At 67.3% G+C, this 22,457-nt stretch carries 17 protein-coding genes and 1 pseudogene; 10 read left to right on the top strand and 8 right to left on the bottom strand.

Annotation, left to right across the window (positions count from 1 at the left end):
• Positions 1-7 precede the first annotated feature (7 nt).
• From DVS28_RS19705 to DVS28_RS19695, 3 genes are all read right to left on the bottom strand, one after another.
• Complete coding sequence (locus tag DVS28_RS19705; RefSeq protein ID WP_114592993.1) at positions 8-4,246, bottom strand: AAA family ATPase; 4,239 nt, start codon at positions 4,244-4,246, stop codon at positions 8-10.
• A 3-nt stretch (positions 4,247-4,249) separates the two neighbouring features.
• A complete protein-coding gene (locus DVS28_RS19700; protein ID WP_164710795.1) occupies positions 4,250-5,071 on the bottom strand; it encodes a lipase family protein in 822 nt (273 codons plus the stop codon).
• 223 nt (positions 5,072-5,294) lie between these two features.
• A complete protein-coding gene (locus DVS28_RS19695; RefSeq protein ID WP_164710794.1) occupies positions 5,295-5,570 on the bottom strand; it encodes a hypothetical protein in 276 nt (91 codons plus the stop codon).
• Between the two features lie 495 nt (positions 5,571-6,065).
• Here DVS28_RS19695 and DVS28_RS19690 point away from each other — a divergent pair.
• The 4 genes and pseudogenes from DVS28_RS19690 to DVS28_RS19675 form a co-directional block, all read left to right on the top strand.
• Positions 6,066-6,711: pseudogene (locus tag DVS28_RS19690) on the top strand (transposase); the annotation flags it as partial.
• A 386-nt stretch (positions 6,712-7,097) separates the two neighbouring features.
• A complete protein-coding gene (locus DVS28_RS19685; protein WP_216826166.1) occupies positions 7,098-8,636 on the top strand; it encodes an ATP-dependent nuclease in 1,539 nt (512 codons plus the stop codon).
• A complete protein-coding gene (locus DVS28_RS19680) occupies positions 8,636-10,264 on the top strand; it encodes a UvrD-helicase domain-containing protein (RefSeq protein WP_114592988.1) in 1,629 nt (542 codons plus the stop codon). The genes DVS28_RS19685 and DVS28_RS19680 overlap by 1 nt, the downstream gene beginning before the upstream one ends.
• Before the next feature lie 632 nt (positions 10,265-10,896).
• A complete protein-coding gene (locus DVS28_RS19675; RefSeq protein ID WP_114592987.1) occupies positions 10,897-11,892 on the top strand; it encodes an IS481 family transposase in 996 nt (331 codons plus the stop codon).
• 231 nt (positions 11,893-12,123) lie between these two features.
• On the opposite strand, the gene DVS28_RS19670 is transcribed toward DVS28_RS19675, so the two are convergent.
• From DVS28_RS19670 to DVS28_RS19660, 3 genes are all read right to left on the bottom strand, one after another.
• On the bottom strand, positions 12,124-13,425 hold the full coding sequence (locus tag DVS28_RS19670; RefSeq protein ID WP_216826165.1) for a tyrosine-type recombinase/integrase: 1,302 nt from the start codon (positions 13,423-13,425) through the stop codon (positions 12,124-12,126).
• A 130-nt stretch (positions 13,426-13,555) separates the two neighbouring features.
• The gene (locus DVS28_RS19665) at positions 13,556-14,605 is read right to left on the bottom strand and encodes an NAD(P)-dependent alcohol dehydrogenase (RefSeq protein WP_114592985.1); all 1,050 of its coding nucleotides are present in this window, start codon (positions 14,603-14,605) and stop codon (positions 13,556-13,558) included.
• Between the two features lie 50 nt (positions 14,606-14,655).
• On the bottom strand, positions 14,656-15,381 hold the full coding sequence (locus DVS28_RS19660; protein ID WP_114592984.1) for a DUF4386 domain-containing protein: 726 nt from the start codon (positions 15,379-15,381) through the stop codon (positions 14,656-14,658).
• A gap of 157 nt (positions 15,382-15,538) precedes the next feature.
• Between DVS28_RS19660 and DVS28_RS19655 the strand changes: the two genes are divergently transcribed.
• The 6 genes from DVS28_RS19655 (at position 15,539) to DVS28_RS19630 (ending at position 18,806) form a co-directional block, all read left to right on the top strand.
• Entirely contained in the window at positions 15,539-16,531 is a 993-nt protein-coding gene (locus DVS28_RS19655; protein ID WP_216826164.1) for an AraC family transcriptional regulator, read from the top strand.
• A gap of 83 nt (positions 16,532-16,614) precedes the next feature.
• On the top strand, positions 16,615-16,851 hold the full coding sequence (locus DVS28_RS19650) for a hypothetical protein (protein ID WP_114592982.1): 237 nt from the start codon (positions 16,615-16,617) through the stop codon (positions 16,849-16,851).
• Positions 16,852-16,853: 2 nt separating this feature from the next.
• Entirely contained in the window at positions 16,854-17,147 is a 294-nt protein-coding gene (locus tag DVS28_RS19645; protein WP_114592981.1) for a type II toxin-antitoxin system RelE/ParE family toxin, read from the top strand.
• Positions 17,148-17,265: 118 nt separating this feature from the next.
• Positions 17,266-17,580: an ArsR/SmtB family transcription factor gene (locus DVS28_RS19640; RefSeq protein ID WP_114592980.1), complete on the top strand. Its 315-nt coding sequence runs from the start codon at positions 17,266-17,268 to the stop codon at positions 17,578-17,580.
• A complete protein-coding gene (locus tag DVS28_RS19635) occupies positions 17,580-17,966 on the top strand; it encodes a VOC family protein (RefSeq protein WP_114594288.1) in 387 nt (128 codons plus the stop codon). The genes DVS28_RS19640 and DVS28_RS19635 overlap by 1 nt, the downstream gene beginning before the upstream one ends.
• Positions 17,967-18,107: 141 nt before the next feature.
• Positions 18,108-18,806: a class I SAM-dependent methyltransferase gene (locus DVS28_RS19630; protein ID WP_114592979.1), complete on the top strand. Its 699-nt coding sequence runs from the start codon at positions 18,108-18,110 to the stop codon at positions 18,804-18,806.
• Positions 18,807-18,848: 42 nt separating this feature from the next.
• Here DVS28_RS19630 and DVS28_RS19625 read toward each other — a convergent pair whose 3' ends face one another.
• Together DVS28_RS19625 and DVS28_RS19620 are read right to left on the bottom strand one after the other, a co-directional pair.
• Positions 18,849-21,224 (bottom strand): ATP-binding cassette domain-containing protein, encoded by a 2,376-nt coding sequence (locus tag DVS28_RS19625; RefSeq protein WP_114592978.1) that lies wholly within the window; start codon positions 21,222-21,224, stop codon positions 18,849-18,851.
• Positions 21,225-21,319: 95 nt separating this feature from the next.
• Entirely contained in the window at positions 21,320-22,321 is a 1,002-nt protein-coding gene (locus tag DVS28_RS19620; RefSeq protein WP_114592977.1) for an undecaprenyl-diphosphate phosphatase, read from the bottom strand.
• Between the last annotated feature and the right edge of the window lie 136 nt (positions 22,322-22,457).

Here is a 22,457-nt window from a genome sequence, read left to right as displayed (position 1 = left end):
CGCGAGGTCAGCGGACTGCATTGCGTTGGCTTCTCCCGACGCTTGGTCCAACCGAGCCCGTCAGGAGATCGTCAAGTCGGAGCGCGCCGATGCCGCCGTCGACCCAACTGATGGCGACCCAGCACTCCCTGTCGAATCGCCAGATGGCCAGCGAGGAGATGGCGGCTGTCGTTGTGAGCGAGCAGACGGCTGCGCCGCTGGTGGGGTCCCACAGCCTGACGGTCCCGCCAGACCCGGCGGAGGCCAGCAGATGGCCACCCGCGCCATCAGCCACCACCGCCAGCGCCGACACCCGGCCGCCATGGTCGATCGGGCGGCCGACCGACTCACCGCTCGTGGGGTCCCACAGCTTGACAGTCCCATCGGACCCGGCGGAGGCCAGCAGATGGCGACCCGCACCATCAGCCACCACCGCCAGCACGTCCACCCAGCCACCATGCTCGATCGGGCGGCCAACCGCCTCACCGCTCGTGGGGTCCCACAGCTTGACAGTCCTGCCGAACCCTGCGGAGGCCAGGAGGTGGCCACCCGCACCATCAGGCACCACCGTCAGCGCATTCACGTAGTCGCCGTGGGCGATCGGGCGGCCGACCGCCTTGCGGCTGGTGAGGTCCCAAAGCCTGACACCCCCCGCCCCGGCGGAGGCCAGCAGGTGGCCCTCCGCACCATCAGGCACCACCGTAAGCGCATTCACGCAGCCGCCATGGTCGATCGGGCGGCCGACCGCCTCGCCGATGGTGGGGTGCCACAGCTTGACAGTCCCGTCGTACCCGGCGGAGGCCAGCAGGTGGCCACCCGCACGATCAGGCACCACCGCCAGCGCGTACAGCCGGCCACCATGGTCGATCGGGCGGCCGACCGCCTCGCCGATGGTGGGGTGCCACAGCTTGACAGTCCCGCCGTTCCCGGCGGAGGCCAGCAGGTGGCCACCCGCACGATCAGGCACCACCCCCAGCGCGGACACCGGGGTGCCATGGGCGATCGGGCGGCCGACCGCCCAACCGCTGGTGAGGTCCCACAGCTTGACAGTCCCGCCGTTCCCGGCGGAGGCCAGCAGGTGGCCACCCGCACCATCAGCCACCACCCCCAGCGCGGACACCGGGGTGCCATGGGCGATCGGGCGGCCAACCACCCGACCGCTCGTGGGGTCCCACAGCTTGACAGTCCCCTCGTTCCCGGCGGAGGCCAGCAGGTGGCCACCCGCACGATCAGCCACCACCGCCAGCGCCGACACCCGGCCGCCGTGGTCGATCGGGCGGCCAACCGCCACGCCGCTCGTGGGGTCCCACAGCTTGACAGTCCTGTCGTTCCCGGCGGAGGCCAGCAGGTGGCCACCCGCACCATCAGGCACCACCGCCAGCGCCGACACCCGGCCGCCGTGGGCGATCGGGCGGCCGACCGCCTTGCGGCTGGTGAGGTCCCACAGCTTGACAGTCCCGGCGTCCCCGGCGGAGGCCAGCAGGTGGCGACCCGCACCATCAGCCACCACCGCCAACGCGGACACCGGGGTGCCGTGGGCGATCGGGCGGCCGACCGCCTTGCGGCTGGTGGGGTCCCACAGCTTGACAGTCCCGGCGTCCCCGGCGGAGGCCAGGAGGTGGCCCCCCGCACCATCAGGCACCACCGCCAACGCGGACACCCGGCCGCCCTGGTCGATCGGGCGGCCAACGACCTCACCGCTCGTAGGGTCCCAAAGCCTGACACCCCCGTCCCCGGCGGAGGCCAGCAGGCGGCCCCCCGCACCATCAGGCACCACCGCCAGCGCCGACACCCGGCCGCCATGGTCGATCGGGCGGCCAACCACCTCACCGCTCGTAGGGTCCCACAGCTGAACAGTCCCCCCGAACCCTGCGGAGGCCAGCAGGTGGCCACCATCCACATCAGGCACCGCGACGACTGCGGTAGCATGAGACCCCACTGGGAGGGTGCGGACGGGGCGTTGCGGTGTGCGAGTCCAGGCCATCGGCGATGGAGCGGCAGTCGATGCGGCTGCCAGGCGGAGTGATGCGGCGTTGCCGATTGGAGCCTCGTTCGTCCAGCCGTGGCCGATCTGGGCCAGGGCGCGTGCGACCCGCTGGCCTGGGCCGCTGAGGCGGCGCGCCTGTGCCGCGACAGGCAGCAGGGTTCGATGGATGACAGGGAGCACATCCACTGCATCAAGTAGGGCCTGCGTCATGTCGGCGTCGGCCGCGTGCAGAGGCAGGTTCTCCCGGAGGTAGGCGTCACCCGCGGACGCGCCCTCGCGCAGGAGTCGCAGCCCCTCTTGGAGAAGCCCCGCGTGCGCCTCGGCGGGGTCTGGCCAGCGGACCTCTGGTTCGCCGCCTGTCTCCCCGGCCGCAACCTTGTCGGGTTCGTCGGTCAGGACCTCGCGGATCTTCTCATGGCTGGGACGATAGACGGTTACGTCGTGCTCCAGCCCGACTCGCAGATGCGCTCTCAGCGTGCTCGTTGCCAAGCGCTGCACGTCGCCATCGGTGTAGGTGAGGCCGGTCGGGTCGATCGCGCCCGCCAGCTGTGTCCACAGATCCTGCCACGGGATACCCCTGCCGTTGGAGAGCGCCGCGACACGCAGCAACGTCGTCATCTTCTGACGCCCTTCTACGTTGCCGTGACCCACCACGTTGATCACGTCTCGTGCCAGCACGCCGACAACCCCGGCGTCGACGAGCCTGGCAATCCTGGCGTCGTCGACGTCGGTGCCTGGGTCGCGAGCTAACTGTCCAGCAATCTGGCGCACCAGCAAGAACGACGGGAAGGCCTGCGATGCGAGCAGCCGAGCCACATGCCGGGCTTGAGGATGAACGCCGAGCAGGTGTACCGCTAGCGCGCTCAGATCCTCAGTCGTGTTCGGATCTTCGCTGACGTCGATCAGCGGATATCGGCTGAGTAGCTGCAGTAGGTGTTGGTCGCCCAATTGCCCACCCGCATCACGTGGGCGGCGGTCACCACCGGCGACCGAGCGGACACCGATCAGGACCCGCAGCGAAGACATGGCGAGCGGGTGGAGCAGATCTCGCAGCATCGCGAGCGGATCACGGCTCTCATCGATCGCGTCCACCACGATGCACCTGGAACCGAGGTCGGCGGAGTGGATGGTGTTCACGATGCCGTCCACGCTGGTGAGGTCTCCCTCGATGCTGAGATGTTCCGCGAGCTGCAGGGCGACCTCGAGTGTGGTGCGTTGCTGGGCGTGCACGGCTACATCGATCAACCCCGCGGGTACCTGCCCGAGCGCGGTGACCAGGTCCGGGTACCGCCCGGCAAACCCGGGGTCGCTGGCGAGGACCAAACGCGACAGGATCGCGGACTTCCCGCTCCCAGCGGGCCCCGTAACCACGAGCATCCCTGTCGCCTCCCCGCCAAATCGACCGGTCTGCAAATAGTCCACGAGCGCCCGCAACGTCGTGGTGCGGCCGACGACGTGTTCACCTCGCGGTCCCCAGTGCGCGTCGATCTCTTCCCTCGTGGTGCCGAGCCCTGCCAGCTCGGGCCGCCCCGCGGGTTCAACCCGCTGCGGCCGGTAGTTCGGGTTTGGCAGATAGCGGCGAACTCCGCTGTTCTCTGCCGGCAAGCTGACCTTTCCGCGGAAGTTGTCATTGCGGTCCCACAACGCGTTCACGAAGCTCCGACCCTCGAAGAACGGCTGGTTGTCCGCGCCGTGCTTCTCATTCGCCGACAGCTCAGCGATGACCTCGTCGAGCACGGACGTGAAGTCACCCGCCCTCGCGGGTTGATCCCAGTCGCTCCCCAACAAGACGATCCATTGCCTAAACCGCGCATCACGCACAAGCTCAGACCGCAGGCCAGGGTCCGCGTTCCCCGCATTGCATGTGTCGATGATCACGAGCACCTCACGCAGGTCCTCATCAAGCTTCGCGAGCCAGCCGATGAGATCGACCGTGTTCAGCTCCGACCGGAGCGGTATCGCTGAACCGTCGTCTGTGTTCGCCAAGTTGTCGCTCGGCGCGAGCGTCAGGATCAAGCGGTGCCCTGAAGAGTCCGCCGACTCCCCGTGGCAGCTGACATAAACGACAAGGACATCGTCACCCGCCACCTCAAGTCGCCTGACCTTGTCTTCAACCTGGGCTCGAGACGGATCCTCGCGGAGCTCCTCCAACTCCTTGGTGAAACCACCGCCATCAACGAGCCACCTATCAAGGACCGACACCTCCTCCGCCAGTCCCTCGATCGGCGCAACGGCCAATCCCTTCCCGCTGTGCAGGATGGCCACAAAGCGTGAAACCACGGCCTACCCCTGCCGCAGCGCGTTGGCCACCGTGGCCGAACGCAGGTAGGCGCCCGCGCTGTGGGCGTTCACGCCGTTTCTCACGGGCTTCTCGTCGAACCCCGCGTTGCGGACGTGGCCCTTCAGTCCTCCCGCGCAGGCAACCACGTCGCGCGGATCAAAGACGTTCAGCCATACACCCGCCTCCAACGGAGCGTCCAGCGGATACCGCAGCCTCTTCCGCACAGTCGACAACGCCAGAGGCGACCCCAAGGTCACCAACCGACCCACTCCCTCGACCTTGCACGCCGCGAGAAGCTGATGTGCCACCACGGTCCCCAGCGAGTGGGCCACGATCGCGACCGGCCCATCGATCCGGTCGGCGACGCGTTGGTGGACTGTGGCCGCGAGCTCGTCATCAGCTAGGTACCGACGGACTTGACGCAAGCTGGCAATGCACAGCATCGCGCTACCGGCACCGAAGCGGTCATCCAGCCAGGCCGCCAAACGGTTCAGCGACTTGGGCAACGCTGGGAAACCCTTCGTCGGCGGCACCGACCAACCAGGTGTCACCACCTCGTCGTCCACCTCAAGCAGGAAGTCGACGTCGACGTCCTCCAAAGCGTCCTCCCATCCCTTCGTCGAAGGTGCGAATACGTCCGCGAAATACGCGAGGCGGAAGTCGACCGCTGGCAGCACCCCAGGCGGCGCGGCATCGCTAAGCCCACGTGTGAGGTTGGTCCGCCACTGGACGTCAAGATCGCCCGGATCAAGTCGTTGCTGGCCTATGCCATGCACTCCAACAACCCGGATCGAGTCGTTCTCCCCAGAGTCCCACCCATCCATGTCGGGCAGCCTATCAAGCCCATCGGAGGGCCTCCCACCGGCGTCGCGGTGGGCCCCAAGTTGCCAATTCCACCTCACCCGCGTAAGGAACCATCAACAGAGCAAGTGGGGCCGTGCCATGGTGTATCCCCGGATATCGGAACGTCGTTATGCGCGGCAGAGAACTGCTGAGACGACGCGCGTAACCACGGTGATGGAGTCAGCTTCAAGGAATCCCCCGGATCTAAGGCCGTGGCGCGTCCCGGAACAGCTCCTCCGGCATCGGTTCATCAACAGCTTCGATCCTGATGTCGTGGCCCCACCCGGCACGTGTGCCCCCGAACTGCTCGGTGAAGACACACACCCCGAGGGCGACATCGAGTCGGACGCGGTTGGCGTCGGGGTAGACGAAGCTCGGATCCGGTGCACGAAGCCCGAGGCCCGAGTCCTCGAGCGTCTCCGACAGCAACAACGCGCAGCACGGACACCGCGGGTCGTAGGCGGCCGTGGGTCGAAGCACAGCCTCCCAGCTCTCGCGCCCCCGATGCTCCACGACGCGCAGCGCATCGATCGTTGCGACCGCGGCGCCGTGGTGACCATCGGCGAGGCTCGACCGGATCGCGCACGGCCACCTCGTAGTAGCTGCCGAGCATCGCGGTGTCGGTATCGCACTCCCACCGACCCGGACGCTGACGAACCAACCCGTCCTCATCGAGCGCGACGTCGATGCTCGAGAGTTCCGGAATCCTCACCGGTAGTGCGTCGCCGCGGCGGCTGAGCGGCGTCACGGTCCGGGGTTGCTCACGGTGCACATGCAGCAGCGCGCCGTCCAGCCGTTCCACACGGGCGAGCTTCGGGCGCCGGATCCAGACACCGACGGGGTCTGGATCGCTGCCAGACGGGTCGCGCTCTCGCACGTAGCGCAGCCTCGACCAGCGCCACGGCGATGACCGGGCGAGCGCACGGAACCGCTCGACGCTGATGTCCAAGTTCATGAAGCGTACGCGGGTGCGCCCCCAACCAGGTGTGGTCCTGGGACGCCCATCTTGCTGCGTGGCCCGTGGAAGTGGACCTGGTACCAGCTATACGTCGTCATCGACGTCTACTCCCGCTACGCCGTCGGCTGGACCGTGGCCACCCGCCAATCGGCCGCGCTGGCCCGCGACCTGCTCGACGCCTGCACCTAAGCCGAGCACATCGGCCGCGACCAGCTGACCATCCACGCCGACCGCGGCACCTCCATGACCAGCCGGACCGTCGCCCAGCTCCTGGCCGACCTCGGCATCACCCGCTCCCACAGCCGACCCCACGTCTCCAACGCCAACCCCTACTCCGAAGCGCAGTCCAAGACCCTCAAGTACGCCCCCACCTTCCCCGGCCGCTTCACCGACCTCGGGCACGCCCGCCGGTTCACCGACGACTTCCTCACCCACTACAACACCATCCACCGGCACTCCGGCATCGGCCTGCACACCCCCGCCGACGTCCACACCGGACGCCACCACCACATCCGAAAGGCCCGGCAACGCGTCCTCGACGACGCCTACGCCCAACACCCCGAACGCTTCCACGCCCGACCCCAGGCACCCACCATCCCGACAACCAGCTGGATCAACCCACCCACACCTGAAACCAACTCAGACCTGTTTCACCCGGCCTGACACGTTCCGACTCATGTCAACGTGTCAACAAAGTCCTGGCAAGCCAACACTGGGGGTCAGTTTGACCGCCTCGAGTGAAGCAGCCGCTCAAGTGATGGCACTTTTGACACTCGGCTTGATCTGGCTTGACCAGAGTGCTGTAGTTGTCTCGCGTCACCACCGCCCTCCTGCTTTGGGTACATGAGGTCAGTGTGGGAGGCACGGAGCCGTTCCGGGGACATGTCCGGCTTGTGCGGTCCTAACCAACGCCAGGATGCTTCGGTGGAATGGGACGCAGACAAGACCGCCGGCACACTTGACACCAACGGACTCTGATGCAACTCCAATCACTTGAAGTACTCAACCATTCGCGGATCCCAGACGTTGCCTTCGATCTGAGTGGCCACATGGTTCTCGTCGGCGCCAACGCCTGCGGTAAATCATCACTGTTGAACCTTATTGGGCTGGCTCTAACCGGAAGTCGTGCTCTATTGTATCGTGAAATCACGCCTGAATCTCTGCGCGATCGGTCACGTGCCCTGACGGCTCGATTGACATTCTCGAGTCTCTCCGAAGGGGAAAGGGGAGAATTCGCTCACGAACTGGAACTGAACGCCGCGGGGGAGTCGACCCTGCAACTCAATATCGTCGCGGAGTTCGACGAACGCGTCAAGGAACTGAAGATTGACAGGAAGCTGGGGCGCGACGGTGCCGAGGTGCCAGTAAGCAACCTGCGTTTGGCGTCGGTGCCGTTCGTGCATCTTGGAGCCGACAGAAAGATGCATATTGCACTTGGTTCTGGAGGCGGCAGTGTCATCAGGCAATTGCTTCGTGGTGTCGAACTAGGGGACGACGGCGTGGCAATCAGGAAGGCGATCGATCAAGTCCACCAAGTTGTCCAGGACGCTTCCGGCGTAAGGACCCTCAAGAAGGACGTCGCTGAGTCGCTCGACAGGGTCCTCCCCACGCCAGTCGCAGCGGATGACGTCGACATCGACCTGCCCAGTGACCGTAAGGAAGATCCACTCGCGGACTTCGAAGTCAAACTCCGTGGTCAAGAGTCCCCTAGTGCGTTCCGTGACAACTCTGATGGTTATCGCTCTCTCGCGACCATTGGCCTGCAGTTGGCCGCTCCTCAGTCGCTCTCGATACTCGCGCTCGACGAGCCCGAGGTGCACCTGCACCCGGCGGCCCAGCGTCGTCTAGCCAAGGCGCTTCGTGAAGCGGCGCCTCAGGCCCTCATCGCGACACACTCAACGACCGTGTTGGCGCAGTTTGACCCGGCCGAGGTAGTCGTTATGGCCGGCGATGGAAATCTGCGCCAGTTCCATGGCGATACGATTTCTCCCCGGCACGCAGTCCAGCGATGGCTTCCCTCGGTGCTCGAACCCCTTACGAGTCGCGGACTTATCGCTGTGGAAGGCCCGAGCGACGTCGTCGCCGTGCGTGAGGTGTGCCGGGCCCTGGGCATCGACCTTGATCGTGAATCAATAAGTGTTTACCCCGTGGGTGGCTACCCCAACTTCCAGTTGCTTTACACACTCTTGGGCCCGAGCGGTTTCGATGTTCCCATGGTCACTATCGCAGACGGCGACGAATCGGCTGCCGTCGCCGGTTATCTGAGGGTCGCCCCGGATGACCTCCAGGCGGCTCACGTATACATCTGTCGTGAGGATCTGGAGGACGAGTGCTCGAAGGCACTGGGCGCTGGGGAGTTCGCTCGTCTTCTTTCCGACGCGGGCGTGGTCAAGATGGAGACGCTCTTGGGCCGGGCAGGGGTCGCCGATCCCGCGGACCTAACGGAGGAGCACGTTGCGCGAGCTGCCCGGGCCGGGGGGAAGATCGATTCCGCCCTAGCACTCGCCGGCAAACTGGACCAGCGCCAAGCGAACGCCATAGTCCCGGTTGCCTCCGCGATCCGTGATCTTCTCGGGCGACTTGTGTGATGGCGACGGGATGGATTGACGAGCTAATCGCGGATGGGTCGGCCAACGCCGCCCTTCTCTTGGCGCCTCCAGGATGTGGAAAGACCGAGGAGATCGCCAGGTTCTGCGGAGCCGTGATCGAACGACGCCTTCTGCAGCAAGGAGAGCATATCCTTGCCTTGACCTTCTCGAAGAAGGCCCGAGCGAATCTGCGGCAGCGAATCGCTGTGCGTGTCGGTCCCGTCACGCACCAACGCGTGGAAGTTCGAAATTTCCACGCCCTCGGATTCGCCCTCGCTCGACAACATTGGGATCACCTAGGGCTTCACAAGCCCCCTGATGGTCCTCGGACCGGATGGTTGGACGACCTCCATAGGGATCTCGCCCAAGCACACCGCATTAGCTATTGGGACGTCCGGAGCATCCTTCACGACGCTGGTCTTGCTATCAAACGGCTAGTAGTTGAGGAAGATGAACTCCGCGAGCTAATGTACGACCATAGTCCTGTCGCACGTGATTACCAGATGCGTTTAGCCGATGCTGGCGAAATCGATTTCGACGACATCATGCGTTTGGGTTGTCGGGCAGTTCAGGTGCCGGCTGTCAGGGACGTCCTGCGGTTGCGCTATCCGTATCTTGTGGTTGACGAAGTTCAGGACTTGACAGTTGAGCAGTACGAAATGGCTGCTGCCGTGGGCCAACGGCGACAAGTCTTTGCAGGGGACATCCATCAAGCAATCTACGACTGGGCCGGTGCGCAACCCGAGACGGTGTTGGAAAGGATTCGTGTCCTGCCTGCTTCAACTATTGACCTCGTCACATCCTGGCGATCTAGTCCCGAGGTTCTCAGAGTGGTGAGCGCCGTGAGTAAGGCTCTCGGTGGACCGAACATACAAGCGGCGGCGCCAGATCAGTGGCCGTCAGAGTTGTTCGCCATGCAGGCCTTCGAGGACGTTGTAGAAGAAGCCGATGCGGTTGTAGACATGGCCGCAGAGTGGCTTGAGCGGGGGGATGGGTCATCTGTGGCGGTTATCGCGCGCAGTAATGCCCGCCTCCGTTCGATCGTGGACATTGCGGTGGGTCGGCAGATGCCTCTCGAAGTTTGGGATGAACCGGCCTTCTCCCCTGACGTAGCCCGAATTCTTCGGTCGTCACTTGTCAGCGTGAACTCGGATACGTCGGACGCCTTGCGCGACCTCCGCAACGCCGCAGTTCGCCTTGTCGACGCCCTCGACTTCGAGACCGCTGACGAACTCGATCGGGCATTGCGGAGTTTTGAGGAGCGCGGCCTAGACTACGAGACGCTCCACCACGACATAGCCAATATCCGCGTGGCGTCGACAGGGTCCGCCCCAGTCGGACCTGGACTGCACGTCCTAAGCAGTCACAAGGGCAAAGGACAGCAGTTCGACAGAGTGGTGGTTGTGGGTTTGGAGGAGGACATTCTGCCTTCTTTTCCAGCGCTCAAGGAAGGTACTTCGGCGGCTCTCACCCAAGAACTCCGTACACTTCTAGTCATGCTCTCACGAGCACGCGAGGCCGTTGTGGTGACTCATGCTCGTCGCGTCCCAAACACAAACGGAGTATTGCGTGTCCGCCAGGGCAGCCGTTTCCTTGCGATACTGCCGGAACCCACAAAGCTTGAGTGAGTTCACAGCTGGACGTGGTGCAGGGTTCGAGCGCGGGCGTATGAGTCCACATCCCGCCGGGTCGTTCATGGCCGCGTATGCATGTGTGAGGTCCTGTCCAAGTCCACTGGAGTCGAAGGCGAGCCCATCTCCAGTCTTGGCGTCGAACCGGCTGCGAACAGTGAGCCGAGATTGGTATAGGCGATGTGCATCGGAGGTTGACTCCAGGTCCTGCGCAGCGGGCACCTTTCTCACCCGACAGAGAGTGGCTCACCCTTTAGATCGGCCGCAATCCCGTCCCGCTCCGGACCACATCTTCCGCTTCGCTGAGCGGCGCGAGACTCTTGAGGGGGGTCACCGAGGGCGGCAACCTCGTCTCATACGAGTGTCTGACGTGGATCTCTCATCCCTAGCGCATTCCTCAGATCGGACGTGCTTCGCCCCCGATCTGCCCGGTCGTCGTTCGGCAGAAATTCGCAGGTCAGGCTGTCGGCCCGTCCTCGCGGATGGGGACGGAGGGCAGTCGATCACCTAAGTCATCGCGGACGTGGGGGGACGGCCGGACCCCGCTAGCTGTAGTTCCCCGACAGGTTGTAGACAGCACGAGAGCCTCCCCAACAGTCAGGTTCTAAGTAACGGCCAGGGAGGCCCTCGTGCAGCATCGTAGTCATCGTCGAGCCCGTTTGACCATTGAGGGCCGCCGGTTGCTGGTCCATCGGGTCGAGGAACTGGGTTGGCCAGCCGCCAGAGCTGCCGAAGCGATGGGGGTCTCGCGGGCCACCGTCTACAAGTGGGTGCGCCGCTTCCGGGAGGAGGGCGATGCCGGCCTTGCCGATCGGTCCTCGCGTCCCCACCACCTGGCCAACCGCATAGATGTGGGCCGCGAGATCGCCATCGTCCGGTGCCGCCGGCAGACCCTGCAGGGCCCACATCGCATCGGCTGGGCGCTGGGAGAGGCCCCATCGACAGTCAACCGGGTCCTGCGCCGCAACCATCAGCCGCGGCTGGCCGACATCGACCGGGCCACCCGAACCGTGGTGCGCTACCAACGAGACGAACCCGGCGAGCTGATCCACGTCGATGTCAAGAAGCAGGGTCGTATCCCCGACGGGGGCGGCTGGCGGATCCACGGCAGAGCCACCGGCACCCCGCGACTGCGTGATCAACGGCCCGACGGGCCCCGCGATGGCCGGCCGCGGTTGGGCTATGACTACCTGCACATCGCCGTGGACGACCGCTCACGGATTGCCTACGCCGAGGCCCACCGCGACGAACGCAAGGAGACCGCTGCCGCCTTCATCACCCGTGCGATCGCCTGGTTCGCCGAGCACGGCATCCACACCCAGCGAGTGATGACCGACAACGGGTCCTGCTACCGCTCCCACACCTTTGCCGACGCCCTCGCCGAGGCCGAAGCCACCCACAAGCGGACACGGCCCTACCGACCCCAGACCAACGGCAAGGTCGAGCGATTCAACCGAACCCTCAAAGAGGAGTGGGCTTACGCACGCGACTACCCCTCAAACCAGGCACGCCTGGACGACCTCGCCCGCTTCGTCCACGACTACAACCACCACCGCGGCCACAACGCTCACAACGGAGGCACACCCATGTCACTTGTCAACAACGTCCCGGCAAAGCACAGCTAGCACACTGAAATCATCTAGGGCCACGGTTCAGGACCATCCCTTCCCACGGACAGCGGCATGGGGTCGGACGTGAGGTCGGTGAAGTAGAAGTACAGCGTGGCCTGATTCGTTGCGTGCCAGCGCGGGCTCATGTCGTGGGCCGATCCTTGAGGATCATCCAATGCCGGTGAGACAGGCGACCTTCGGGAACCCCGGCGAGAACCAGCCGCCCCACCGTGCATCATGGGAATGTCAAAGCACGCTGCTGATGCGCTCGTTGGCCAGTCGCTGGTCGCCCGCGAGGGCACCGACGTAGTTGGAGACGAGGGTGTCGACGCTGTGGCCGAGGCGGCGGGCGCACTCGCCCAGGGGAACGCCCGCGCCGAGCCATGTGGTGGCTGCGGCGTGGCGACAGTCGTAGATCCGGATCGGCTGCTCGCCGACGGCTGCCAGCGCGCGGTGCCAGGCGCGGCGCCAGTTGCCCTGGTTGGGGCGGTTGCCCTCGCTGGTGCGGAACAGCAGCCGCCTCGGGTCACGGTCGGGGAGCTGTTCTACCCAGGCCGCGAGGATCGCGACGAGCTGGGGTGGGATGGGCACCAGCCGCGGGCCGGTCTTGGGTTCGCCGGGCTGACCGTTGCCGATGTCGGCCTCGACGACGTCGAGGGACCCCCAGCCGTTGGTGGGCAGCTGGAGGACCCCGACCCGGAGCATCACGACCTCCGACGGTCGCAGCCCTGCGTAGTAGGCCGTTGCGGTCATGGCGTGGTAGCAGCCGCTCGCCGGGTGGTCGGTGATGATCGCCTCGATCGCCCGGGTCATCGTCTCGGGGGAGGGGAGTGAGCGGATCCGCTGCGCGGTCGTGAGCCCCCGGTTGGCTTTCCGGCGCGCCCGCGCCCGGCTGCGGACCGGCCATGGGTCCTGCTCGATGGCGCCCACCTCAACCGCGGCCAGGACACAGGCGTGGGCGGCGACCCTGAACCTCGTGGCGGTATTCGATGACAACGGGCCGCTGCCGTCGAGGCGCAGCCGCATTCGTCGTTCCACCTCGAGCAACACGGGCTTGTCGAGCTGGGCCAGGGTGAGGGCGTTGGTGCCGAGCCAGCCCTCGAGTCGGCTGTCACGTTCCTGGGAATCCGCGCGCAACGAGGTGAGCAGGTAGCGGCGCAGGTCGGCCGGGGTCCGGGCACCGGGTCGCACCGCGAGCGTGACGAATCGGGCGAGCGACTCAACCATCGACGACCGCGTCCTCGGTGCCCACTCCGGCCACTCCTCCGCCAGCCAACGACGTGCCCACTCGTGCACACCCATGCCGGCGAGCGGGAGCACCCACCCGTCGGGCTCGCCCGTCGACGGCGCGAACTGCTCGCCGTCGTGGACGGCCCGCTGCAACAACCCCCGGTACCGGTCGGCCTCCGACCGTGTGCGGAACGACCGGGACCGATGCCGGCCGTCGATCATCCACCTGACGATCCACGGCCTGTTGCGCCCCACCTCCCCCTTGCGCTTCTGCAGGCCAAAAACCTTCACGTCCTGGTACGGGTGTGGCACGCTCATCACCTCGGTTCGTCGAAGCGACCGTGCCCGCTGTGTCAGGTCAAATTGGGCGGAAAATTGGGCAGGATCGCGGCCTCTGGGTCAAAGAGGCCGCTGACCTGCGGTTTCGGCGAAATTCCCGGCCTGTTTCCTAAACCGTGCGTCGCACGTTCGATTCCTGCCGGGGGCGCTCCGCAGTGTTGTGCTTGGCCGGGGTGCTGGTCTCGGGCTGCGCGCCTGCGACGGCGAGCACGAGCTTGCCGCGGCCAGCCTCCAAGAGGCGCATGGCCGACGCCGCCTCCTCCAGCGGAAACGACTGCCCGACCCGTGGCGTCACGTGGCCGGCCTCGACGAGGTCGGCGAGCCGTTCCAGGTGGTCGGCGTCCTCTGTGGCGACGAAGGTCACCAGCCGCTGGCGGGTGAACGCCGAGGTCAGCACGGCCCGGAGCTGGCGGTCCAGACCGCCGATCAGCCGGCCCCCGCCCTCTCCTCCGACGATGACGAGGGTGCCGGCGGGGCGCAGCGCGTGTCGCAGGTCGCGCAGACGGCGGTTGCCGCCGGTGTCGATGATGACGTCGAAGCGGTCGTGCTGGGCCAACGGGTCGTCCTTGCGGTGGTCGATGACCTGGTGGGCACCGAGGTCGCGGACGAGGTCGAGCTTGTCGGTGCTGGCCGTGCCGGTGACGTGGGCGTCGTGGGCACGGGCGACCTGCACCGCGTAGCTGCCCACGCCGCCGCTGGCGCCGAGCACCAGCACGCGGTCGCCGGGCTGGACGCATCCGTGGTCCTCCACCGCCTGCATGGCGGTCGAGCCGGACACGGCGAGGGCGCCGGCGGCCAGCATGTCGACGCCTCGCGGAACGGCGGCGAGTCGGTCCTGGTCGATCGCGACGAGGTCGGCCCACGTGCCCTGCCCGACGCCGAAGACCGCGTCGCCCTCGGTGAACCGGGTCACGTCGTGGCCGACGGCCTCGACGATGCCCGCGACGTCCATGCCGAGGATGGGGTTGCGTGGCCGGCGCAGCCCGAAAGCCAGCCGGGCCGGGTAGGGCAGTCCCGTCATCAAGTGCCACACGCCACGGTCGACGCCGGCGGCGTGGACCCTGATGCGGACGTCGGTGGCCCCGATGTCGGGGATTGGCACGTCCTCGAGTGCGAGGACGTCGGTGGTGCCGTAGGTGTGCTGGGTGATCGCGCGCATGGTGATCGTCTCCTCTGTCTCGGTCGTCCTGGCGTGTCGGTCCTGCGGGGTCAGGCAGCGACCGCGACAGGTCGCACCGCGGTCGGGGACGGGGTGGGGATGCCACGGCTGAACAGGCGCGCGGCGAAGGCGGGCTCGACGACCATGGCGATGAGGTAGAGCGGGTCGATGGCCGTGTTGAGCGAGGGCGCGAACAGGGCCGCGAAAGAGCCGAGCAGGTAGACCGCACCCGTGGCGGCCATGCCGATCGCCAGCCACGTCGGGACGAGGTGGTGGTCGGCCAGCAGCTTGGCCAGCGCCAGGCAGGAGACGCCGAAGGCGATCAGCCCGATGTCGTAGCCGAGGGCGTGCGCCTCCACCGCCTGCAGGGCCCGGGCAGCGATGGCGGACGATCCGGTGCTGACGGCGTCCTGGGCCAGGCCGAGCGCGGGGGCGAGGGTGAACATGTTGGCGGCGAGGATCCCGGCCTGGATCAGCCGGGCTCCGGTGGCCACCCGGGCGAGCCGGCGGTCGTAAGGCGCGAGCAGCCGGTAGAGGCCCAGACCGACGATCACATCGAGGGCGATCATGACCACGTCGGCGCCGATGCCGGTGGCGAACAGCCCGGGTGAGCCCGCGATGTTGGCGGCGGTTGCCGCCGCGTCGCCGGCGACGACCAGCTGTCCACGGACGACGAACTCGGCGAAGATGCCGGTGAAGACGATCCCGAAGTAGGCGACCCCGACGAGGCGGGACAGCACCGTGGGACGGGCGGTGGGGATGGTGGTGGCAGCCATCTCTGGCTCCTTCCGGAGTGGGGTGTGCAGTGACGTCGTTGACGCTACGGAGCACCCCGCACGGCGGTCTTGACCATGCCGGCCACCCGCTTGACCGTCCCGGTCACCCCGGTCGCAGGCGTGGTAGAACCGCTTGGTGGGCTCGGTCGGCACCCCCGTGATCCGCCGGATCGTCCAGGTCGGGCGTGGCCCGGAGCGACCCGAGGACCTGCTGGCCAGCGTGGGCCTTCGAGCCGATGCGCCCGCGTCGTCGTGGGCCGGGGAGTCAGTCGACGCCGAGGCCTACTACGGGCTGATCGAGCGCGTGGCGGGTGCCGATGACCACGCGCTGCCGTTCCGCTACGCCGAGGCCCTGCGGGCCGACGACTTCGGCGCGCTGGGCCTGGCGTTGAAGACCGCGCAGACCCTCGGCGTCACCCTGCAGCGGCTGATGCGCTACATCCTGGTGCTGTCCGACACGCTGGAGTACGCCCTGGTGGAGGAGCCGGGCGGCCAGCGCCTGGAGCTCAACGGCCGTCCCCACCACCGGCGTGGGGCGGCCATGGCCAACGAGTGCGCGCTGGCCGCGGTGGTCTCGATGCTCCGACAGGCCGCAGGTGTGCACGTGCGGCCCCAAGCGGTGTCCTTCCGGCACCCGCCGCCCCCGACCGCCACGCCCCATCAGGCCTTCTTCGGGTGTGACGTGGCCTTCGACGCAGCCCATGACGCGATCCACCTGCCCGCTGCGGTCATCGCCCAGCAGCCGCGGCTGGCGGACGCGGGACTCTCGGCCTACCTGCTGGCCCAGCTGGACGACCTGCGGGCCCGGGCGGCCGACCGCTCACTCGTGGCCCAGGTGCGGGGAGCGGTGGCCGATGCGCTGCCCGATGGACAGCCGAGCAAGACCCAGGTGGCACGACGGCTCGGGATGAGCGAGCGGACCCTCCACCGCCGGCTGGCCGATGAGGGCGCCTCGTTCCAGACGATCGCCACGCAAGCGCGACGCGAGGCCGCCGAGGCGCTGCTGGCCACCACGGAGCACCCCCTCGCCGACGTGGCGTTCCTGACGGGCTTCGCCGACCAGAGCGCGTTCACCCGGGCGTTCAAGCGATGGACCGGCCAGACCCCAACCGCCTACCGCGCCGCCGGGGTACGGGCCGCTGACCGCTGACCCGCTGACCCGAGCTGCGGATGCGCGCACTGCACAGATCGTGTCGCCGCGTGTAGTCTACGGACATGCCCGATGGTCAGCGCGTGAACGTCACCCTGGATGAGCAGCGGGCAGCCAAGCTCTCGCGACTCGCCGCCCGCGTCCACGTCGCCGAGGGCACCCTCGCGCGGTCGCTGCTGTCCAGCGCCATCGATGACGCCGACCCCGACCCCGACAACGTCGTCGCACTGCTCGACGCGATCCCCAGCGCGTTCGACCGTGCGCAGCTCGGTCTGCGACAGGCCGCTGTCGGCGACACCATCCCCCTGGCCGACCTGTAGCCGTGGCTCGCATCGAGCTGGCCGCTGCAGCGGTCGAAGATCTCGTGCGGCTGATCGCGGTCCTGTCCCTCTCCGACGACACCACTGACCGGGTCCGCCGTTCCATCCAGCCCCTCGCCGATCTCCCGCGCCTCGGACCCGAGCTCCATGGCCGCTGGGCTCCGCTGCGGTTCCTCCTCGGGCCCTGGCGATGGATGCTCATCCTCTACACCTACGAGGAAGATGTCGACCACGTTGTCATCATCACCATCCAGGACGCCCGATCATCCGGTGCCGCCCTTTTGGCTAGCGGCTGATATCGCGAGCACAACTATGTGTGCGTGATCTCCGACCCCACCCGTCGGCTGACCCCGGACGAGCCGGCATCGCAGAGTTGACGTCAACACACGACCACCGCTACCGCACCCCCTTGACATGCAAGTCATCACTTGCATAACGTTCCTTGCCGTGACTGATGTGTACAAGGCGCTCGCTGATCCCACCCGCCGAGTGATCCTCGATGAGTTGGCCGACAGGAACGGTCAGACGCTCTTCGAGATCTGCACGCGGTTGCTCAGCAAGCACGGCATCGATTCATCTCGCCAAGCGATCTCGCAGCACCTCGACGTGCTGGAAGAGGCAGGTCTCGTCACCACTCGACGGGACGGTCGCTACAAGTTCCACCACGCCGACCTCGCGCCGCTACGGGCGATCGTTGACCGGTGGCCGATCCCTCAGGAGGGACCATGATCCGCATCAACCTCACCAGTGTGCTGGTCGACGACCAGAACAAGGCGCTGGCGTTCTACACCGACGTCCTCGGCTTCCAGAAGAAGAACGAGATCCCGATGGGCGAGCACCAGTGGCTCACCGTGGTGTCCCCGTCCGAACCCGACGGGGTCGAGCTCCTCCTCGAGCCCGACGAGCACCCCGCCGCACGGCCCTTCAAGGAGGCGCTCGTGGAGGACGGCATCCCCTTCACCTCCTTCGCGGTCGCTGATGTCCAGGCCGAGTACGAGCGCCTGCGTGGCCTGGGCGTGAGGTTCACCCAGGAACCACTGGACATGGGCGGCGTGACCACCGCCGTACTCGATGACACATGCGGCAACCTCATCCAGATCGCGCAGACCAACTGAGCCCGAGCCAGAGAATCTGCAGGTCAACGACTCTTTCGGTCAGGTGTGGGTACTGACGGCCGGGTGACCTGGTGTCCCCGGCTGTGACAGCCTCTTCTGGGTCGCTCCTGCCCTAGGGGGCCCGCTGAATACGAGGACCCGTTGAAGGCCGACCACTACGACAGCTTCGCCCGCAGCTACGCAACGGCGAACGAGTCCAACCTCTTCAACGCCCACTACGAGCGTCCCGCGATGATCGACCTCGCGGGAGACGTGGACGGCCGTCGGGTCCTCGACGCCGGCTGTGGTTCCGGAGCGCTGACGTCGGCGCTGCGCGCGAAGGGTGCCATCGTGACCGGCGTCGACTCCAGCGCGGTCATGGTCGACCTGGCACGGCGCAGGTTGGGTGCGGACGCGGACGTGCACGTGGCCGACATCAGCCAGCCCCTCCCGTTCGACGACGGCGCGTTCGACGACGTCGTCGTCTCCCTGGTACTCCACTACTTGCGCGACTGGACGCTACCCCTGGCCGAGATGCGGCGCGTCCTGGTGCCCGGCGGCCGGCTCCTCCTGTCGGTGAACCACCCCCGCATCCTCGAGTCGAGTGACCCCAGCGCCGACTACTTCTCCGTCACGCAGTACGCCGAGGAGTACACGTTCGACGGCCAGCGCGCCGAGCTCGTTTACTGGCACCGGCCGTTGCACGCCATGAGCGACGCGTTCACGCGGGCAGGCTTCCGCATCTCCGTCATCAGTGAACCGCCGTTCGCACCAGACACACCCCGCGAGCTCCTCCCGCCGGATCTCGGGGATGCCACCGCGTTCATCTGCTTCATCTTCTTCGTCCTCGAGGCGGCCTGAGTAGACCAGGACACCGCCCTGGGGCTCGTCGCAGGGCCGCGCTCAGCCCTCGACCCATTTGGCCAGGTGCTGGCCGGTCAGGGTGGAGCCGTCGGCGATCAGGTCGGCGGGCGATCCCTCGAAGACCACGCGGCCCCCGTCGTGGCCGGCACCGGGTCCCATGTCGATGATCCAGTCGGCATGCGCCATCACGGCGAGGTCGTGCTCGACCACGATCACCGACTTGCCCGAGTCAACCAGCCGGTCGAGCAGGCCGAGCAGCTGCTCGACGTCGGCGAGGTGCAGGCCGGTCGTCGGCTCGTCCAGCACGTAGATCCCGCCCTTCTCCGCCATGTGGGTCGCCAGCTTCAGGCGCTGCCGCTCCCCACCGGACAGCGTGGGCAGGGGCTGGCCCAACCGCAGGTACCCCAGCCCGACGTCGACCAGCCGACGGAGGATCTTCTGCGCGGCCGGCACCCGTGCGTCGCCTTCGGCGAAGAACGCCTCGGCCTCGACCACTGGCATCGCCAGCACCTCGGCGATGTCACGACCACCCAGCTGGTGCTCCAGGACCGAGCTGTCGAACCGCTTGCCCTGGCACTCCTCGCACGGTGTCGACACGCTTGCCATGATCCCGAGCTGGGTCTCGATGACGCCCGTCCCGTTGCAGACCGGACAGGCACCCTCGGAGTTGAAGCTGAACAGGGCCGGCTTGACGCCGTTGGCCTTGGCGAAGGCCTTGCGGATCGGGTCGAGCAGGCCGGTGTAGGTCGCCGGGTTGCTGCGACGCGACCCACGGATCTCGTCCTGGTCGATGGCCACGACATCGGCGTCGTCCGGCAGCGACCCGTGCACCAACGAGCTCTTGCCCGACCCGGCCACCCCCGTGATGACGCAAAGCACCCCGAGGGGGATGTCGACGTCGACGTCGACCAGGTTGTGCAACGAGGCGCCGCGAACCTCCAGCGCCCCGGTTCCCGTGCGGACCGAGGGCTTCAGCGGGGTGCGGTCGTCCAGGTGGCGGCCGGTGACGGTGTCGCTGCCGCGCAGCCCCTCGACGGAACCCTCGTAGCAGATCGTCCCACCCTCGGTGCCCGCCATCGGCCCGAGGTCGACGACGTGGTCGGCGATGGCGATGACCTCGGGTTCGTGCTCGACCACCAGCACCGTGTTGCCGGCGTCGCGCAGCCGCAGCAGCAGGTCGTTCATGCGCTGCACGTCGTGGGGGTGCAGCCCGACGGTCGGCTCGTCGAAGACGTAGGTCACGTCGGTCAACGCCGAGCCGAGGTGGCGAATCATCTTCGTGCGCTGCGCCTCGCCCCCCGACAGCGTCCCCGAGGCCCGGTCCAGCGACAGGTAGCCCAAGCCGATCTCGACGAAGGAGTCCAGGGTGTGCTGGATCTTGCCCAGCAGGGGGGCGACGCCCGGGATGTCCAGGCCTCGGATCCACTCCGCCAGGTCGCGGATCTCCATCGCACAGGCCTCGGCGATGTTCTTGCCCTCGATGCGCGAGGAGCGGGCCGCCTCGCTCAGCCGCGATCCGCCGCAGTCGGGGCAGTCCGCATAGGTCGCGGCCCGATCGACGAACCGTCGGATGTGCGGCTGCAGCGAGTCGCGGTCCTTGGTGAACATCGACTTCTGCAGACGCACCAGCAGGCCCTCGTAGCTGCGGTTGACACCCTGGACCTTGACCTTGGTGCCCTCGTGGTCGAGGAAGGTGTGGCGTTCCTCCTCGGTGTAGTCGGCGATGGCCTTGTCCGGGTCGAGCAACCCGGACTCGCTGAACAGCTGCACCATCCAGCCATCGGGGGTGTAGCCGGGTACCAGGATGGCGCCGTCCGCCAAGGACTTCGATTCGTCGACGATCGCGGACATGTCGAGGTCGGGCACGGTCCCGATGCCCTCGCAGGTCGGGCACATCCCGCCGGTGCGCGAGAACGTGACGACCTCCCGCTTCTTGTCACCCTTCTCGACGGTGATCGCCCCGCTCGCGCTGACCGACGCCATGTTGAACGAGAACGCGCTGGGCCCGCCGATGTGGGGGTCGCCGATCCGGCTCCAGAGGATGCGCAGCATGGCGCTTGCATCGGTTGCGGTGCCGACGGTCGAGCGCACGTCGGCGCCCATCCGTGACTGGTCGACCGCGATCGCCGTCGTCAGGCCCTCCAGCACGTCGACCTCGGGTCGAGCGGCGGTGGGCATGAAGTTCTGCACGAACGTGGAGTAGGTCTCGTTGATCAGCCGCTGGGACTCCGCCGCGATCGTGCCGAAGACCAACGAGCTCTTGCCCGACCCCGACACACCGGTGAAGACGGTGAGCCGCCGCTTGGGCAGCTCGACGCTGACGTCCTTGAGGTTGTTGACCCTGGCCCCGTGGACACGGATCAGGTCATGGCTGTCTGCTGGATGACGGTCCCCGGACGATGCGGTGGACGGCATGGTCCCTCCCTGCGGCGGTAGCTGGTCCGCTGGAGCCTATTGCCGTCCCGGGGGTTGGCGCTTCTCCGAACCTGCCCGTCCCCGGCGGCGACAGGTCAAACGGTGCTGGGTGGACCCAGCATCAACCAACCGATGATGCCGACTGCGGACGCGGCGATGCAGTAGTACGCGAAGCCGGTCAGCCGTTCGCGGGAGACCAGCCGAACCAGGAACCGGATCGCCAGGTAGCCCGAGACGAAGGCGGCCAGCATCCCGCCGCCGAGCTCCAGCAGGTTCTCGCCACCCTCGGCCAGGTCGGGAAGGCTCAGCACCGTCGCGCCCACCAGCGCGGGAATAGCCAGCAGGAACGAGAACCGGGTCGCGGCCTCACGGGTCAGCCCAGCGAACACCCCACCCGTGATGGTCGACCCGGCGCGGCTGATGCCGGGAAGGACCGCAAGGCACTGCGCGAATCCGGCAGTCATGGCGTGCCGAAGCGTCAGCCCGGACAGGTCGGCGCCGGTCGGGTCGGTGGCATCGACGCCCAACGGCAGGCCGACCGGCGCAGCCGAGGGTTCCACCGGCTGCCCCGTCCCCGCACGCCAGCTCCCCGTCCACGCACGCTCGGTGGGCGCAGCCACGCTGGCGTTCGCCGGCACCGGCTCGAGCTCGTCGACGTCCAGTCCGCCGGCCCGGACACGACGGCTGCGGATGGCCTCGGCGCTCAGCAGCAGGGTGGCGGTGACCAGCAGCAGCAGCGACGCGACAAGGGGCGACCCGAAGGCGTCCTCGATCGGTCCGGCAAGGAAGAGCCCGACGATCGCCACAGGGATGCTGGCGGGGACCAGCAGCAGGCCGACGCGCCGGTACACCTCGCCCATCGGGCTGCGGTCCAGCCTGAGCACGCCCCGCACGATGGCCGACAGCTCGCCACGGAAGTAGACCAGCACCGCGCCGAGCGTGCCGACGTGGAGCATGACGTCGAACGCCAGGCTGTGCTTCTCCCAGCCCATGAGGTAGGGCACCAGCACCAGATGGCCGGAGCTGGAGACGGGGATGAACTCGGTCAGCCCCTGGACGATGCCGAGGATCACAGCCTCGAGCCACGCAGGAATCATGGCCCTGCATGGTACGGCCCGCTCGGGGGAGCACCGCCGTCGCCGACTGCCCACCCGGACCGGTCGTCAACGGATCGCAGGAGCTGGGCAGCGACACCTGCACGAGCGTCGAGGAGTCGACGTCCTGCGAGTCCGA

Source organism: Euzebya pacifica (assembly GCF_003344865.1).
In the GTDB taxonomy this organism is placed as follows: Bacteria; Actinomycetota; Nitriliruptoria; order Euzebyales; family Euzebyaceae; genus Euzebya; species Euzebya pacifica.
Note: the sequence above shows the minus strand (reverse complement) of the source record. Positions and strands in the feature narration are given on the sequence as shown.

Bases quoted from the DNA above. Each gene is read 5' to 3' on its own strand.
- DVS28_RS19700 (WP_164710795.1), bottom strand. From the start codon at position 5,071: ATGGATGGGTGGGACTCTGGGGAGAACGACTCGATCCGGGTTGTTGGA.
- DVS28_RS19685 (WP_216826166.1), top strand. From the start codon at position 7,098: ATGGTTCTCGTCGGCGCCAACGCCTGCGGTAAATCATCACTGTTGAAC.
- DVS28_RS19680 (WP_114592988.1), top strand. From the start codon at position 8,636: ATGGCGACGGGATGGATTGACGAGCTAATCGCGGATGGGTCGGCCAAC.
- DVS28_RS19670 (WP_216826165.1), bottom strand. From the start codon at position 13,425: ATGAGCGTGCCACACCCGTACCAGGACGTGAAGGTTTTTGGCCTGCAG.
- DVS28_RS19665 (WP_114592985.1), bottom strand. From the start codon at position 14,605: ATGCGCGCGATCACCCAGCACACCTACGGCACCACCGACGTCCTCGCA.
- DVS28_RS19660 (WP_114592984.1), bottom strand. From the start codon at position 15,381: ATGGCTGCCACCACCATCCCCACCGCCCGTCCCACGGTGCTGTCCCGC.
- DVS28_RS19640 (WP_114592980.1), top strand. From the start codon at position 17,266: ATGCAAGTCATCACTTGCATAACGTTCCTTGCCGTGACTGATGTGTAC.
- DVS28_RS19625 (WP_114592978.1), bottom strand. From the start codon at position 21,224: ATGCCGTCCACCGCATCGTCCGGGGACCGTCATCCAGCAGACAGCCAT.
- DVS28_RS19620 (WP_114592977.1), bottom strand. From the start codon at position 22,321: ATGATTCCTGCGTGGCTCGAGGCTGTGATCCTCGGCATCGTCCAGGGG.